The sequence below is a fragment of the Rhizobium leguminosarum bv. viciae USDA 2370 genome (assembly GCF_002008365.1).
Lineage (GTDB): Bacteria > Pseudomonadota > Alphaproteobacteria > Rhizobiales > Rhizobiaceae > Rhizobium > Rhizobium leguminosarum.
Genome location: NZ_MRDL01000051.1, coordinates 207,507 through 223,037 on the forward strand (window position 1 = coordinate 207,507; position 15,531 = coordinate 223,037).

General features: G+C 58.6%; 15 protein-coding genes. 6 read left to right on the plus strand and 9 right to left on the minus strand.

The genetic code is table 11. From position 1 onward, the window contains the following. Nucleotides 1-15: 15 nt before the first annotated feature. The 5 genes from arsK to BS629_RS27820 are packed head-to-tail and all read right to left on the minus strand — an operon-like array spanning nt 16 to nt 3,471. Nucleotides 16-1,251, minus strand: coding sequence for an arsenite efflux MFS transporter ArsK (gene arsK, locus BS629_RS27800; protein ID WP_018242437.1), 1,236 nt, complete (start codon nt 1,249-1,251; stop codon nt 16-18). Then, complete coding sequence (gene arsH, locus BS629_RS27805; protein WP_018242436.1) at nt 1,248-1,973, minus strand: arsenical resistance protein ArsH; 726 nt, start codon at nt 1,971-1,973, stop codon at nt 1,248-1,250. Before arsH ends, arsK begins: the two co-directional genes overlap by 4 nt. Next, entirely contained in the window at nt 1,948-2,370 is a 423-nt protein-coding gene (arsC, locus tag BS629_RS27810; RefSeq protein ID WP_018242435.1) for an arsenate reductase (glutaredoxin), read from the minus strand. The genes arsH and arsC overlap by 26 nt, the downstream gene beginning before the upstream one ends. Continuing rightward, nucleotides 2,367-3,062 (minus strand): aquaporin, encoded by a 696-nt coding sequence (locus tag BS629_RS27815; protein WP_018242434.1) that lies wholly within the window; start codon nt 3,060-3,062, stop codon nt 2,367-2,369. The genes arsC and BS629_RS27815 overlap by 4 nt, the downstream gene beginning before the upstream one ends. A gap of 52 nt (nt 3,063-3,114) precedes the next feature. Further along, on the minus strand, nt 3,115-3,471 hold the full coding sequence (locus tag BS629_RS27820; protein WP_018242433.1) for an ArsR/SmtB family transcription factor: 357 nt from the start codon (nt 3,469-3,471) through the stop codon (nt 3,115-3,117). Between the two features lie 42 nt (nt 3,472-3,513). On the opposite strand from BS629_RS27820, the gene BS629_RS27825 reads away from it, so the two are divergent. The 3 genes from BS629_RS27825 to BS629_RS27835 all read left to right on the plus strand — a co-directional run bounded on the left by BS629_RS27825 (nt 3,514) and on the right by BS629_RS27835 (nt 5,295). Next, nucleotides 3,514-4,038, plus strand: coding sequence for a DUF6428 family protein (locus tag BS629_RS27825; RefSeq protein ID WP_018242432.1), 525 nt, complete (start codon nt 3,514-3,516; stop codon nt 4,036-4,038). A 120-nt stretch (nt 4,039-4,158) separates the two neighbouring features. Next, the gene (locus BS629_RS27830; RefSeq protein ID WP_018242431.1) at nt 4,159-4,662 is read left to right on the plus strand and encodes a DinB family protein; all 504 of its coding nucleotides are present in this window, start codon (nt 4,159-4,161) and stop codon (nt 4,660-4,662) included. Nucleotides 4,663-4,680: 18 nt separating this feature from the next. Beyond that, a complete protein-coding gene (locus BS629_RS27835; RefSeq protein WP_018242430.1) occupies nt 4,681-5,295 on the plus strand; it encodes a TetR/AcrR family transcriptional regulator in 615 nt (204 codons plus the stop codon). On the opposite strand, the gene BS629_RS27840 is transcribed toward BS629_RS27835, so the two are convergent. Beyond that, nucleotides 5,281-6,264 carry a hypothetical protein gene (locus BS629_RS27840; RefSeq protein ID WP_018242429.1) on the minus strand — a complete coding sequence of 328 codons (984 nt, stop codon included), beginning with the start codon at nt 6,262-6,264 and terminating at the stop codon, nt 5,281-5,283. The genes BS629_RS27835 and BS629_RS27840 overlap by 15 nt on opposite strands. 401 nt (nt 6,265-6,665) lie before the next feature. Between BS629_RS27840 and BS629_RS27845 the strand changes: the two genes are divergently transcribed. Together BS629_RS27845 and BS629_RS27850 are read left to right on the plus strand one after the other, a co-directional pair. Further along, complete coding sequence (locus tag BS629_RS27845; RefSeq protein ID WP_032980464.1) at nt 6,666-7,496, plus strand: response regulator; 831 nt, start codon at nt 6,666-6,668, stop codon at nt 7,494-7,496. Between the two features lie 186 nt (nt 7,497-7,682). Then, nucleotides 7,683-9,014: a diguanylate cyclase gene (locus BS629_RS27850; protein WP_018074553.1), complete on the plus strand. Its 1,332-nt coding sequence runs from the start codon at nt 7,683-7,685 to the stop codon at nt 9,012-9,014. 119 nt (nt 9,015-9,133) lie between these two features. On the opposite strand, the gene BS629_RS40590 is transcribed toward BS629_RS27850, so the two are convergent. Further along, nucleotides 9,134-10,153: a GlxA family transcriptional regulator gene (locus tag BS629_RS40590; RefSeq protein WP_018242426.1), complete on the minus strand. Its 1,020-nt coding sequence runs from the start codon at nt 10,151-10,153 to the stop codon at nt 9,134-9,136. A gap of 466 nt (nt 10,154-10,619) precedes the next feature. Between BS629_RS40590 and BS629_RS27865 the strand changes: the two genes are divergently transcribed. Beyond that, complete coding sequence (locus BS629_RS27865; protein ID WP_018242423.1) at nt 10,620-13,412, plus strand: DEAD/DEAH box helicase family protein; 2,793 nt, start codon at nt 10,620-10,622, stop codon at nt 13,410-13,412. A gap of 184 nt (nt 13,413-13,596) precedes the next feature. Here the strand turns inward: BS629_RS27865 and BS629_RS27870 are convergent, their stop codons facing one another. Continuing rightward, on the minus strand, nt 13,597-13,797 hold the full coding sequence (locus BS629_RS27870; protein WP_018447267.1) for a hypothetical protein: 201 nt from the start codon (nt 13,795-13,797) through the stop codon (nt 13,597-13,599). A gap of 1,065 nt (nt 13,798-14,862) precedes the next feature. Continuing rightward, complete coding sequence (locus BS629_RS27875; protein ID WP_077988629.1) at nt 14,863-15,183, minus strand: helix-turn-helix domain-containing protein; 321 nt, start codon at nt 15,181-15,183, stop codon at nt 14,863-14,865. Nucleotides 15,184-15,531 lie beyond the last annotated feature (348 nt).

Below are 15,531 nucleotides of genomic sequence, written 5' to 3' on the forward strand. Positions count from 1 at the left end.
CACTGATTAATGCGCTCAGGCTTCTCCGGGGTTGGGAACGGTTTCCAACCGGGCAACCGGGCGCGTCAGTCGCATAATAGCGGAGAATGCGGCGACGGCGATGGTGCTGAGCAATGCTGCGATCGACAGTGACCATGATACGCCGAGATAGCCCATCAGGAAGGCGAGTGCGAACGGCGCCATCGAGGAGACGACGAGACGGGCCGACATGATTTGTCCTTGCCGCCGGCCGTAGCCATCGCTTCCGAAGAGCGCGAGCGGTAAGGTTCCGTAGACGATGCTGTTAAGGCCGGAGCCGAGGCCGAAGACGACGGCGAAGGCCAGCGCGCCGGGAACCGAGGGTGCGGTGGCGATGAGGATGACAAGGGCCGCCGGCAGCAGGATGGCGCAGATGATCGCCAGCATCACTTGCGACAAGCTCTCACCAAAGACCATATTGATGAGGCGGCTTAACACCTGTGACGGGCCGAAGAGCGTTCCGACCACCACTGCCATGGCGCCGAGGCCGAGTGCAGACATGACAGGCACCATGTGAACCAGAAGTGCCGAGTTCACGAAGCTTTCCAAAGCAAAGCCCGTTACCATCAGGATAAAGGCCGGCCGGCGCACCGACGGCTGAAGGCTCGGCTCGACGCGTTTGGCGGCCTCCTCTCCGGTCCGTCTCCTGGTCTCGCTGACGCCACGGGAGAGCCAGGCATGAATGGGAAGGCAGATGGCGAGATGAAGCGCGGCGAAGATCAGATAGACATTCTGCCATGTGAGATGCGCGTGCAGCGCCGTGGTGATCGGCCAAAAGATGGTCGAGGCGAAGCCGGCGATCAGCGTCAGGTAGGTGATACTACGCTGGGCGACGCGCGGCCTGATCTGCACGAGCAGGGCGAAGGCGGCGCCATATTGCACCAGGTTCGAGGCGATCTCGATGCCGATCAATGCCGCGACGAAAGCGACCTTTCCTGGCGCAAGGGCGCAGGCAACAAGCGCGGCAGCCGCAATCGCCGAGCCTGAAGTCATGATTTTCCCGGCGCCGAAACGATCGATACATCTGCCCATGAGAGGTGCGGCCAGGCCGCCGATCAGAAGGGCTAGGGAGAGCGCAGCGAAGATCCATTCCGACGACCAGTTGAGATCACGGGCCATGTCAGGGGCGAGGATGCTGAAGCTGTAATAGAGCGATCCATAGCCGATGATCTGCGTCAGCCCGAGTGCGGCAATGGCAGCTACCGGCGGTCGTTCGGTGCTGATGATTGTCATAAGGATCTGAGGCTCACGCGCTGTTCAAGCTTCTCCGCTTCTTCTTTGCGCTCACTGTAGCGGTCAGTCAGATGGTTCGAGACATCACGGGTCAGTAGCGTGAACTTCACCAGTTCCTCGCAGACGTCGACAACGCGGTCGTAATAGGATGAGGGTTTCATACGGCCGTCCGCGTCGAATTCCTGGAAAGCTTTGGCGACCGAGGACTGATTGGGAATTGTGATCATCCGCATCCAGCGGCCAAGAATGCGGAGCTGACCCACCGCGTTGAAGGACTGGGAACCGCCGGAGACCTGCATCACTGCCAGCGTTTTACCCTGTGTCGGCCGGACCGAGCCGACCGATAGGGGGATCCAGTCGATCTGCGCTTTCATGATACCGCTCATTGCTCCATGACGTTCAGGGCTGACCCAAACCTGGCCTTCCGACCATGCCGACAATTCGCGCAGTTCCTGAACTTTTGGGTGGCTCGCCGGCTCGGCGTCGGGCAACGGCAGGTCTTCCGGATTGAAGATACGCACTTCACAGCCGAAATATTCGAGCAGCCGTGCCGCCTCCTGTGCGAGGAGGCGGCTATAGGACACCGCTCGCAAGGAGCCATAAAGGATCAGGATGCGGGGCTTGTGCGTCGAGAACGCCGGCCTGAGTGCGTCCATATCCGGTTGACGCAGATGCATCGGCGATACGGCAGGCAGATCAGACAATGCGCTTGCCCCCGGCATCGAGCACCTTCTCGCCATCTTCCTTGGTGAAGGCGCCCTTGTGCGTTTCCGGCAGGATTTCGAGGACAAGTTCCGACGGTCGCGACAGGCGCGTACCGAGAGGGGTGACGACGAAAGGCCGGTTGATCAGGATCGGATCTTTCAGCATCGCGTCGAGAAGCTGATCGTCGCTTAGATCGGGATTGTCGAGGCCGAGTTCGGCGTAGGGTGTATCCTTCTGGCGAATGGCATCGCGCACGGTGAGGCTGGCATCGGCAATCATCCCGACCAGTTCCTGCCGTGACGGCGGGTTTTCCAGATATTCGATGATATCAGGTTCTATGCCGGCATTGCGGATCATCGCCAGCGTGTTGCGGGAGGTGCCGCATGCCGGGTTGTGGTAGATGGTGACGTTCATAGCTTTGCCTCTGACGATAGGGTTGATGAAGCGCCTGGCTGCAGCAGCCAGGTGAACAGGAGAAGGGCTGCGACCGCGCCTGTTATTTCGGCGATCCAGAAGCCGGGAAGATCGACCGGGCGGATGCCGGAGAAGGTATCGGTCAGCGAGCGGGCCAAAGCGACGGCCGGATTGGCAAAGGAGGTCGAAGCGGTGAACCAGTATGCGGCGGTGATATAGAGCCCGACCAGCCACGGCACCGCCTTCTGCTCAAACTTGATGCCGGCGAGGATCACCGCCGCCAGGCCGAAGGTCGCCATGCCTTCGGAAAACCATTGCGCGCCGCCGGTGCGCACCTTGCTCGACATTTCTATAAGTGGCAGGGCAAACATCAGATGGGCCGCGACGGTCCCGACGATGCCGCCGAAGATTTGCGCAGCGATATATCCGGCGAGATCGCGTTTTGCCAGCGAGCCCGACATCGCAAAGATCAGCGAGACCGCCGGGTTGAAGTGGGCGCCGGAGATCTGTCCGAGCACAGTGACCAGCACCACCAGGATGGCGCCGGTCGCGAGCGTGTTGCTGAGCAGAACAAGTCCTACGTCCTGCGTCAGCGATGTCGCCATGATACCCGAACCGACAACTGTCGCGACCAGCATGGCGGTGCCGAGACCCTCGGCGACGAGCCGGCGTGGTAGATCGAAGCCCGTCATCAGCCCATCCTCGTCGTGCCGCGGAACGGCGCATCGCCAATGCGGTCTGCGGTCATTGCAATTCCTCTTTCGTCGCAGGTGCACAGCAGGCGGCGACGGCGGCAGCCGGCGCGCAGATCTGAGGGTTTCCGCTGCAGCAATCCTCCATCAGGAAGCGGATCAGGCCGCCCAACGCCTCGTAATTGGCGGTGTAGATGATCGAGCGGGATTCGCGTTGTTGCGTAATCAGGCCTGAGCGTTCGAGCTCCTTCAGGTGGAAGGAAATATTGGACGGCGAGACCTCCGCCTTCTCCGCGATTGCACCTGCCGCCATGCCATTGGGGCCAGAGACCACGAGCATGCGGACGATGTGCAGGCGAGTCTCTTGCGAGAGAGCACCGAATGCGACGAGGGCTTGACGTTGATCCATATTTCAATGATCCTTGAATTATTGAAATGAGGATTAGCTGATATGAACGCGATCGACAACGGAAAAATTCAAGAGGACGACATCAACCTTGGCCTGCTGCTCAATACGCTCGACGGCGAAAGGGACGCGCCGCTGGTTTTCTATTATGACGGCCGGCCGGTGAAGCCTGGTTATCATATCACCGAGGTCAAAGCGGGCCAGTTCTCGGCCCTCGATTGCGGCGCCAATCCTGAGGCCTGGACGGAGATCTTCATCCAGCTCTGGGACATCGAAGAGGGCGACCGCACACACATGCCGGCCGGCAAGTTCCAGGCGATCATCCGCAAGGTTACCGACCACGTGCAGCTGGATGGTTCGGCGAAGCTGACCTTCGAAGTCAGCGATGGCGTGCGCCCGATGCAACTCTATTGCGCGGCGATGCCGATTCTCAGCGCTGGAACCGTCCATGTTTCGCTTTCGCCACGGCCGGCAAGCTGCAAGCCGCGCGACCGCTGGCTGGCAGAGGAAAACAGCAAGGCGGCGGCCTGCTGTGGGCCGCGAACGGCAACGCGCGGCTGCTGCGCGTAAGGGACACATGATTGTGCGGCAGGGCAGCGCGGGATCGTATTGACTGACCGCCAGTCAGTCATATAAATGGAGGCTGTCGGTTTGATGCCGGCGCCGCCCGTTTCACACCCGGAGATCGCAATGAGCGCGCAGACCCTGTTGAACTCTCTGTTCCGATACAAAGCCAGCGTTGACGATGAGCTTCTCGATGCCTTGAATGCGCTCGGGGCTGAGGCGCGATCTGGCGACTTTCGCTCAGCCCTTCGTGTGCTCAATCACGCCCATCTCGTCGATCGTATTTTCGTCGCCAATCTTCAGCGGCTCAATCATTCCTACGCGGCGAGCTGGAGCAGCGAAGCGCCGCCGTTGGCGCAGCTGTCGTCCGATATCCGGGAAACCGACCGTTGGTATACCGACTATACCTCGCGTATAACGCTTCCGGAAATGGAGGAAGTCATAGACTTCACCTTCACCGATGGTGGGCGCGGGCGCATGTCCCGCGAAGAGATGCTGGCCCATGTGGTGACGCATGCCGGTTATCATCGCGGTGAGGTCGGTCGCCTGCTGCCAGAAATCGAGAGCACCGCCATGCGCGACGTTTTTACCGGCTACCTGCACAGGACCGATCCCACGCGCCGTCAATGAGAGTGGAGCAGCGTGTCGATGCCGGCCGATCCTGTTTCTAAACCGAGAACCAAGCCTCCCGAGGAGCGACGCGACGAGCTGATGACCGCGGCCGAACTGCTGTTTCTGGAAAAGGGTGTGGAGCAGACCACGATCGAGGAGATCACGACGGGGGCGGGGGTCGCCAAGGGCACCTTCTACCTGCACTTCTCCTCGAAGGCTGATGTTCTCCAGGCGCTGCGCGCCCGTTTCGTGCAGGGCGTGCTGGATGGCATCGTCGCGGCGGTCGAAGGACGGAGACAAGAGGATTGGCGCGGGAGACTGGCGGCCTGGTCCATGGCGTGCACCACCGGCTATCTCGACGCGGCCGGGCTGCATCATCTCGCCTTCGTGACGGCACCTCCCGCAACAAGGGAAGGGCTTTCGCGCAACATCCTGATCGACCATCTGAATGAATTGCTTGCCGCTGGCGCTGGCGAGAATGCCTGGTCGATCGACGATCCCGGCTTCACGGCGGTCTTTCTGTTCAATGCCCTGCACGGCGTGGTCAATCAGGCCGGCATCGGCGAGACGCCCTCGGCCCGTGCCGAATTGCTGCGTGCGATCGAGGCGCATTTCCTGCGCGCGCTGGGTTTGCCGTCAGGCATTGATTGAGGGCTGGGCATTCCACCATCTCAGCACCCGCATAGCCCGGAGCGTCACCCATCGCGACGGCTTGCCTTGCCCGTCGTCGATCTCGAACCACACCCGACCTGCAGGGCTCCCGTCCAGCTGCCAGCTGCCGTCCTGAAGGCGTCTGGAACGCAGGTGCTCGATCGCCTCGCCGAGACGCGGATCGGGATTATTGCCGGTCAGGATCGCGCTGGAGCGGAAATAGTCGAGCGCACGCAGAATGTCGTAGCGCCAGCGGTTCGGGTGCAGGAAGTGCAGGAAGCGCTCGTCGGCCGGCTCGCCGGTGCCGAGGCGGCGGAAGAGGTTGCGGGCCAGCAGAAACTCCTCGCCCGTCCTACGCGCCTCTTGAGACCGATGCGTGCCGCCGGTCGACCTCTCGTATTCCAGCAAGCCTTCCAGCACGTTGATGGTGCTGGCGAAAGATGAGCGGACAGAGCCATTGATCCGCTCGCAGTTCCAGCCGCCGTCGTCGAGACGCTCGCCGGCCAGCCTGTCGACGATGGGCGAGACGTCAATCCCGAAATAGGCGCCATCGGCAATTGTGCGGCCGTTGATGCACTCCTCGACTTCGCCTTCCCAGTAGGGCTGGCCGCCTTCTTCCCAACGGGCGTTGGCGCCGATCAATTCGACGGTGCGCCTGGCGCACCCGCAGGCGGGATCGAGACCGAACTCCCTCAATTGCGACAGCGAGAAAGTCGTGGCCGTCCACGGCTGGCCACGCTCCTTCCACTCGCGAGCGTCGAAACCGGCGGGCAAGAAGGCGCCGCCCGCCCACTGCCCGTCCTCGTCCTGGCAGGAGAGCAGCCTGGCGCCCCAACCCTCGGTCTCGACTTTGGCCCGCTCGGCCATCCATTCCCTATCTGGGGCATCGAGCAGGTCGCGCATCACCTGCCACCGGATCGACGGATCGGAGTCGAGAAGCCATTCGATCACCGGGTCGGATTGGATCATGGGGCGAACCTGTCGGCGGATCGGGTCGATGGCTCGTTTATAATCGCTTCGGCTGAGCAGTACCACCCGGACAGGCCCACGGGAAATCGTCTAAATCCGACGTGGTCGCGTCAGGCGCTGGCGCTTGCGAAGCCGTGGCCGGACTATGCCAAGGAAAGCACGAAGCTGAAGATCAAAATGCTCGGTTCGACCTATAATGCGACGGTTGTCGGCGAAAGCCCGCTCGATGCCTGGGAATGCGGCGCTTCGCGCCTGATTTCTTAATCATATCCGCAAAGAAATCGGAGGCGGCCCCATTGAGCCGCCTCTTCGTTTAGAACTGGGCGCGCCGATTAATAATTATTCAAATCAATTGATGTATCAGTTTGATCAGGGGACAGATTTTACATCAAAGGTTTGCTATGGCGTTTCTAGGTATTTCGGGGATGCAATATTCCGGGGAAATGTTTGCTGGTGCGCGTATTATTGTCGCGGAAGATTCCAACGTATTCACCTCGATGATCAGCAAACGCCTCAAGGAGCTGTTCGACATCGAGGTCGAGATTTGCCGCAGCTTCGAGGATCTGCAGGTTTCCTACGACAAGTCTTCCGATCCGATCACGCTGGCGATCTCGAACATCAATCTGCCCGGCGCCGAAAACGGCGAAGCGCTCGAATATCTGGTCGATCTCTCCATACCCACAATCGTCTTTACCGGCACCTTCCATGAAAGCATGCGCGACAAGCTGATGGCCAAGGATATCGTGGACTATATCCTCAAGGACAATATCTTTGCCGTCGACCTGCTGGCGGAATCGATCTGCCGCTTCCTCACCAATCACCGCCACCACGTGCTGATCGTCGATGATAGTGCGACCGCGCGCGCCCTGCTGTCGAGCCGGCTGAAGCGCTACAATTTTCGTGTCAGCGTCGCCGAGAGCGGCGGCAAGGCGCTGGAGATCCTGAAGGCCAACCGCGATATCGGCCTGATGATCACCGACTACAACATGCCCGACATAGACGGCTTCGAACTGACGCGGCGCATCCGCGCCAGCATCGGCTCGCACGAGCTGCGCATCATCGGTGTTTCCTCCTCCTCGAACCGGCTGCTTTCGGCGCGATTCCTGAAGGCCGGCGGCAATGATTTCATGCTGCGTCCCTTCATTGACGAGGAGTTCTATTGCCGCGTCAACCAGAACCTCGATACGCTGCTGCAGATTCAATCGATGCGTAAGGAGCGGGCGGTTGCCTGACGGCTCTTCCCGTATCGGTATCGCCAGGGGAGCGGATATCACGCTCGGGGACAGTCGTCGAATTTCTGCAATTACAGGTAATGTCGCTATTATTTGTCCCCTTCACGCGCACAGGCCTCTCGGTTATCGTCCCCGCCGGGGAGAGGGCCGAGTCGAGCCCATCGGACGGACCGGGGAGTAGGAGCTGTGGCTTTTCAAGCGGATTTCCAGCGGGATGGTATCGGGCTGCGCTCCGGCGGGCTCAAGATACTTCTGGTTGAAGATTCCCGGATGTTTTCCGCCGTGCTCTGTCACCGATTCCAGACGGAGCTCGGCCTTGCCGTCAAATCCTGCCCGTCGCTGAAAGCACTTCGCAAGGAACTTGCTGACGACGGTCACGGCTACACCATGGCCGTCGTCGACCTCAACCTGCCGGATTCGCCCTATGGTGAAGCGCTCGACTGCACGATCGAGCACGATATCCCGGCAATCGTCTTCACGGCGACATTCGATCTCAACACGCGCAACAAGATCATGGAGCGCAATGTCATCGATTACGTGCTGAAGGACAATGAATTCGCGCTCGACAATCTGGTCGCCACCGTCCGGCGGGCGATCTCCAACCGCAAGACGCGGGTGCTCGTCGTCGACGATGTCGTCTCGGCACGCCAGGTGCTCGTCGACCTGCTCAAGGCACAGCAATATCTCGTCGTCGAGGCAAATTCGGGGCTCGAGGCGCTGGCGGCGCTCGAGGCCTACAGCGATATCGAGCTCGTCGTCACCGACCACCATATGCCCGATATGAGCGGCTACGAGCTGACGCGGCGCATTCGCCATCGCTTCGGCTCGGACAGGCTGCGTGTCATCGGCGTTTCCTCCTCCAACGACCGCATGCTTTCGGCGAGTTTCCTCAAGGCCGGCGCCAGCGATTTCGTTTACCGGCCCTTCGTTGCCGAGGAGCTGCAATGCCGCATCGCCAACAATGCCGAAACGCTGGCGCAGATGCGGCAGCTGAGGGCGGCGGCGGCCTGCGACTACCTGACCGGCCTCTATAACCGCCGCTATTTCTACGACAACGGCCCGAAGCTGGTGAACGAGTGCCTGCGGCTGAAGGTACCGAGCTCCGTCGCCATTCTCGATATTGACCATTTCAAACGGCTGAATGACACCTATGGCCACGAGATCGGCGACAAGGTGCTGAAGGCTGTCGCAAACAGGCTGTTTACGATCTTCGAGGGCAGCGACAATCTTCTGTCGCGCCTCGGGGGCGAGGAATTCGCCATCCTCTTCCCGCAGATGGATTCCGCTGCCGCGACCAAGCTCTGCGACGAGATCCGCTCGGATATTTCGCGGCTGAAGGTCACGGCCGATGATGAGGAACTCGGCGTCACGATTTCGATCGGCATTGCCGAGATCGGCGGTTACGAGACCTTCGAGAATTACCTCAACGCCGCCGACCAGTTTCTCTACATGGCCAAACACCGGGGCCGCAACCAGGTCTATTCCGACGCCAGGATGACGGAAGAGGCGGCGCAATAGCGCCATCCGAAGGGCAGAGCCAAGCCGCCGCCTTTCATATCAGGCGGCAGATGGCCGTCTTATCATCTCAAGCGGCGACCGTCTTTTATTGTCTCAGGCGGCGACTGTCCTATATTGTCTCAGGCGGCGACGGCCTGGCGAGCGGTCGCCATGGTCATCTTTCGCTCGGCGCGCTCCTGCTGCGGTGAGCGATGGTAGAGTTCGCGATAACACTTGGAGAAGTGCGAGGCCGAGACGAAACCGCAGGCGACGGCGACCTCGACGACGGGCATCGAGGACTGCACCAGGAGGTGGCGCGCACGGTCGAGGCGGATTTCCAGATAGTAGCGGGCCGGCGAACGGCCCATCTCCTGGCGGAACAGCCGTTCGATCTGGCGACGGGAGAGGCCGGCGCCGTCGGCGATCTCGATCAGCGACAGCGGCTCGGCGAGATTGCCTTCCATCAACTCGATGATCGACAGCACCTTGGCGTTCTGCACGCCGAGGCGGGCGCGCAGCGGCAGACGCTGGCGGTCGTGCGGGTTGCGCACGCGGTCGGTCAGGTGCTGCTCGCAGATGCGGTTGACGAGGCTTTCGCCGAAATCCTCGCCGACGAGGTTCAGCATCATGTCGAGCGAGGCGGTGCCGCCGGCGCAGGTATAGAGATTGCCGTCGATCTCGTAGAGATCGGCATAGACCTCCGCCTGCGGGAAGGCTTCCGAAAAGCCCGGGAGGTTTTCCCAGTGGATGGCGCAGCGCTTGCCGTTCAGGAGGCCGGCCTGAGCAAGCACATGCGCGCCCGTACAGAGGCTGCCGACGGCAACGCCGCGATTGTAGCATTCACGCAGCCAGGCATTGACCGATTTGTTGTTGAACTGCTCGACATCGATGCCGGAACAGACGAGCACCATGCCCGGCCGGTTTTCGCCGCCGAGATGGCGGCGCTCCTCGGCAAGCGAGGAATTGGCCTCGACGCCGATGCCGCAGGAGGAATAGACTTTTTCCCCATCGACGGAGGTCAGTCGCCAGGTATAGGCCTGATAACCGAGCATGCGATTGGCGATGCGCAAGGTGTCCACGGCCGCCGAAAAGGGCAGCATGGTGAATTGCGGTACCATAAAGAAGACCAGCGAACGCTTCTTGATCTGCATCCTGTTCATAGCGAAATCCATGCTCGAGGGACGATGACACATTCGTTGCGCGGAATGCGTCGCGCCGATGTCCTGAAAGCGACACTGGCATGGAAAAATGCGGCCGGGAAGAGCAAATATGCGACATCGGCCACGATTTGGCCGATCAAACTGCCGGAATGGCTGCGGATAGGGCTGATGACGGGCTGATAGGCGACTGAAATTCAAGACTGAAAAGGGCTTGGGAATGGACGGTCAGGCCACGAAAAGGCGGCGTTGCGCAAAGCAGACGCCGCCCTTATCTTGGGTGGAATGTCGCATTCATTACAGCCAGCTGATGTTCATTGCGCTGTCGTTGAAATTTCGTCAAAAGGCATGCGGGAAGCACACTTGGCGCTGCATGACCCACGCCAAGATGGTGCAGTGTTTCCTGAAGAGTATTCTAGTCGGAGCTTTCACAACGACTCGTCGCATTTAATCCAAAAGGCAGCATTGAATGAAGGACCTCGCTTTTCAGGGCACGTGGCGAGCATATCAGCAGAAGATACTTGATGATCTTGCAAATCTCATAGGCGATGACGGATTGCATATTGTCGCGGCACCCGGCTCCGGTAAAACGGTTTTAGGTCTTGAAGTGATGTGCAGGCTCGGCGAGGCGACTTTGATTCTGGCTCCGAGCAAGACCATCCGGGACCAATGGGCGCATCGGCTGCGCACGATGTTCCTGCCCGCCGACCTTGCGGAACCGGAGTGGATTTCCCACGATGTGAGAGCGCCCGGAACCGTCACGATCATCACCTATCAAGCTCTGCATGCGGCGTTCTCGGGCCATCCGTCCGAAGAAGAAATCCTCGACTGTGAAGATGAGGGCAGCGGCGGGGCGGAATCCGGCGAACCAGGCAAGCAGGAAACGGAGAAGGCGAGAAAGAAAATCATCGCGAAGCTGCGCGAGGAGAAGGTTCGCACCCTTGTGCTCGATGAAGCGCACCATCTTAGAAACGAGTGGTGGAAGGCGCTGACGATGCTCAAGGAAGCACTAGGCCAAACCACTGTCGTCGCGCTGACAGCTACGCCTCCTTATGATGTAGATCCTCAGGAATGGGACCGCTATCAGGCGCTTTGCGGGCCGATCGACGGTGAAATTTCCGTGCCGGAACTTGTGTTGCAAGGCGATCTTTGCCCGCATCAGGATTATGTCCACTTCAGCCTGCCGAGTGCACTGGAAGCACAGAAGTTGGCCGAGTTTCGCGCGCAGATCGGAGACTTTATCGAAACGCTGCTTGAGACTGCAGAATTCAAAGAGGCAATTCTGCGCCATCCATGGATTACGCAGCCGATCGAGAATGTGGAGCATATACTGGACGATGCACGCTTTTTCTCCAGCATGCTCATCTTCCTGAATTCACAATATGTCGACCTGCCGCAGTCGACTCTCGACATTCTCGGCGTCAAGGCGCGTGAAATACCGGATCTGACGGTTGAATGGATAGAGGTATTGCTGAACGGCGTTATCTACACCTATCGCAATGATTTCGAAGAAGCTGAACAGGCAATCCGCTGCCAGCAAGACAGGCTGAGGGAAATTAGGGCAGTGGAGCACAGCAGAGTGCGACTGACTGATCCACGATCGGTTCAGAAGGTGCTGGTATCAAGCGCGAGCAAGCTCAACGCGATCGTCGATATTTCCCGGCTCGAAAGCGCGTCGATGCGTGACGAACTCCGTATGGTTATCCTTTCCGACTATATAAGGAAGGATGCGCTGCCCACTGCCCCCGCGGACCTTCAGCCCATCGAGAGAATGGGCGTCGTGCCAATCTTCGAGACGCTGCGGCGGTCCGAACTTGATCTCAAGCTTGGAATTCTGACCGGGAGTCTGGTTGTCATTCCGGCGGGGTCAAAAGGAATTCTTGACGAGATCGCAGACTGTCTTGGCATAGGTGCAGAACATATCCGTTATCAGCAGACGGCATTCGATGCCGGCTTTCTGAGCGTGGAACTTGGCGGCGAGCTGAGCCGCAATATTGTCCATATGATCACTGAACTGTTCAGTCGCGGCGGGATCACGGTCCTGGTCGGCACCCAGGCTTTGCTGGGTGAAGGATGGGACGCACCGTCCGTAAACACTTTGATTCTGGCAAGTACGGTGGGATCATACGTGCTCTCCAATCAGATGCGCGGTCGTGCCATTCGCATCGATCCTCGAAGCCCTCAGAAGGCCGCGAACGTCTGGCATCTGGCGGTCATCGACCCTGAAAAGCTCGAGCAGAGAATACCGCTGCGCTTCGGGAGGAAATCGACCGACAGAAAAGCGCCCGATCCCTATGACACCATGACAATAGACCTGGGCAGCGACGTCGATGCGCTAAAACGCCGATTTTACGCGTTTGAGGCTTTGTCCTTCGGCGAGCCTCCGCTGATCCAAAGCGGTTTTCAACGATTGATGCTGGGTACTGCCAAATGGAATGCGCGCGGTATTGATGACATCAACAAAATGATGGAACGGAGAGCTGCAGACCGCAAATCACTGAAATCCCGCTGGCATAGCGCGCTGCACAGCAAACGCGCCGTTGCGAGGATGCAAGAAACATTGGAGAGCAACTATGCCCCTAAGGGGCTAGTTAACTGGAATACGACAAAGTTTCTGTTTGCGCACAGCGCCGCGCTCGCCGGCATGATCTTGAACGGATTTTTGCACAGCTTTCGCGTTACGCACATCCGATCGCTCCAACAACTGGAGTTGGTCCTGTTCGTTATGTTCGCAATACTGGCCATCTTCTGCTTGCCGGGCGCACTCAAAGCTAGTTTGTTGTTGCTGCGGAACGGCTCCCTGGAAGGGAGCATGAAGCAAGTGGGAATAACCGTTCTGGAGACGCTGCATCATATGGGCGTCATAAGGACCGAGTTGGGAAAAGTGAGTGTCGAGGCGACGCTCGACCAAAACGGCATGATTTACTGCCGGCTTGAGGGTGCCACGACAATTGAGCGGTCCCGCTTTCTCGACGCTCTACGGGAAGTCCTCATTCCCCCACAGAATCCCCGCTACATTCTCGTCAGGTCGTCAAAATTCTGGCGGCTGAACCGGGTGGATTATCATGCAGTACCGTCGATCATCGGCCGGAAAAGGGAGGATGCCATATATTTCGCCCAGCTGTGGAATCGTTACGTCGGTTATTCGGAACTTGTATACACGCGCAGTGCCCAGGGTCGCCTGAAACTGCTCCAATTCCGCGCGAAGTCATTCGCTTCCGCGTTTACAAGGAAAACCGATAGAATTAGCCGGTGGGAGTAATTGGGAAAGCCTGATGCGCTCCCCACTTGCCGCGGCGCGTTTGCGCCTGATGTGCAGTTGCGGGGCCATCCAATGCCGGAAGGCGAGCGACAATCGACAAGTAGATTCGGGAATTCGGAAGACGAAAAAGGCGGCGTTGCGTAGTGCAGACGCCGCCCTTATCTTGAGAGGGATGTCGCATTCATTACATGGTCCGGTGTTTGCTGTCGTCCGTGCTCGGCCAGCCGATGTCCTTGCGGATGTCGAAGGGCATGGCTTCGATTTCACGAGCCGTCTGCCAGCGTGTCCAGGCGAGGGTGAGCTTGCGGGCATAATGTGCCAGATCGAAGCGGCCTTGGCCGGAGGTGAGGGACTTACCACCACCGCGATAGGTGAGCGTGGTCATTTTCCGGTTCCTTTCTAGGGTCAGGGGCATGGTCGTCAATGGGAGGTTCGTCCATGTCCATAATCACAATATGGGCCTTGGGAACTCATCATTCAAACGAATAGAACTTATGGATAACATCAGAGATATTGAATGATGGCGGTGCGCCCGTCAGCCCGTCGGAGGCCACTATTATGGACGGAAAAAAAGTTTGCCGCTCAATTGAAAAAAGTCTGCCTCAAACGGAAAAAAGTTCGCCTTCCGGAATCAATCTTTTTTCCTTCAGGGAGTATTTTCAATAGGTTACAAGTTCAGCGAAACTAATGTTCGGCGCCAGCTTTGCGAATGCTATCTAGCTCGAATTGTGAGCTCCTTCAGCTTGTCGCGCTACTGTTGTCGAACCCGCTTTAAAGCGAAACAAAACTGTCGCCACCAATCATTTCGTCCGCTCCAGACAAAGGAATGGAATTCTGCACATAGCTAATTGGAATTCCTGAATCGCGTTTCTTTCGTCAGGCGCGCGAAATCAAGCACGTAGGTGTAGGAATCTCTTGCTCGTGAACCAGCCCTGCAGAGCTCGCCCAAAATAAGCAGTTGCGATTTCGAACAATATAAAGGGATTTTTGCCGAAGGCCATGGGATGGCTCCTTGCCATTGACCTCACAATCGCGCATCGGGGTTGCATCGGAAAACACTGCAGGTAAGAGATCAATGAGGCCGCGCGGCTACCGGCCAAAGTTCCGGCGCCTAAGCCGCGTTGTCTAGGCGGGCGGCATCTTGCGGAAGCCAGCCTGGCCGAGAGGTTGGTTTGACGAACTCCAGCCTCTGCACCTTGAACCCCGATCCTAGCACATACGCGTTTTGGGGCGCACTACGCATCGCTTTTTTGGTCTACTGCAGGGCGGATTCTGCTTGGATTCGCTTCGATGTCGGCTAGGCGGGTGGGTGTATCCGTCTTCGATCACGAACAGCCTCCGAACTACTCCTTGAGCGACTTACCCCGCAAGAGAACCTGCGGTATTTCACGACGCAGCGAATGGTAGAGGTTCTAACTGAGCATTCCTCGTCGCGCGCGACACCTCGAGGCTATGAGTCGTTCGAGGAGGGGGAATGATCCTTCGACTCCGATGACGCAATATTTCCGAGTCTGTTCAGGGTTTTGAAATCATCCTTCGTGTTCGCATTGAACACACCCCAACCTTCGCCGCCACTTGGCGCGACGAACTTGATGCCCTGATCCTCGTAAAACCGCTGTACCGTCGAGACGTAGTGAATGACGACACCTTTGTCGCGTTCCATCTTGGTGATCGTCTTGCGAGATATGCCGAGAACTCCCGCGACGTCGTCCTGGCTGAGGCCAAGAAACTCACGTGCAATCCGAAGAAGGGGCGGCGGTACAGGGTGCATAAGGATTCATAAGCACGGATCTGTGGGTGAGCAAAATCCGACGTCAACAAATGTTGACGCCGGTTCCCATTTTGGATCTAAAGGTTACATAAAGAGAACTTGATTCCCTAAATGGGTATCGAATCCTTGGCTCATCTCGTCCCAATTTTCGTGGAGGCACGCGAATCATGGAGTTCCACACTTGTGAACAGATCTCTCGACTGCACCGGCTTGTCACTGATTTGAAGCGTCTTGAAGCCGGTCTCGTCCGCCCGCCGGATCTTATGGCGGAGCCCTTCCTTGACAATTGGCGTCACTCGGCCCGGCAGGTGCCTTGCCTGGGTATCGTTGAGGGACATCCGTCTTTTC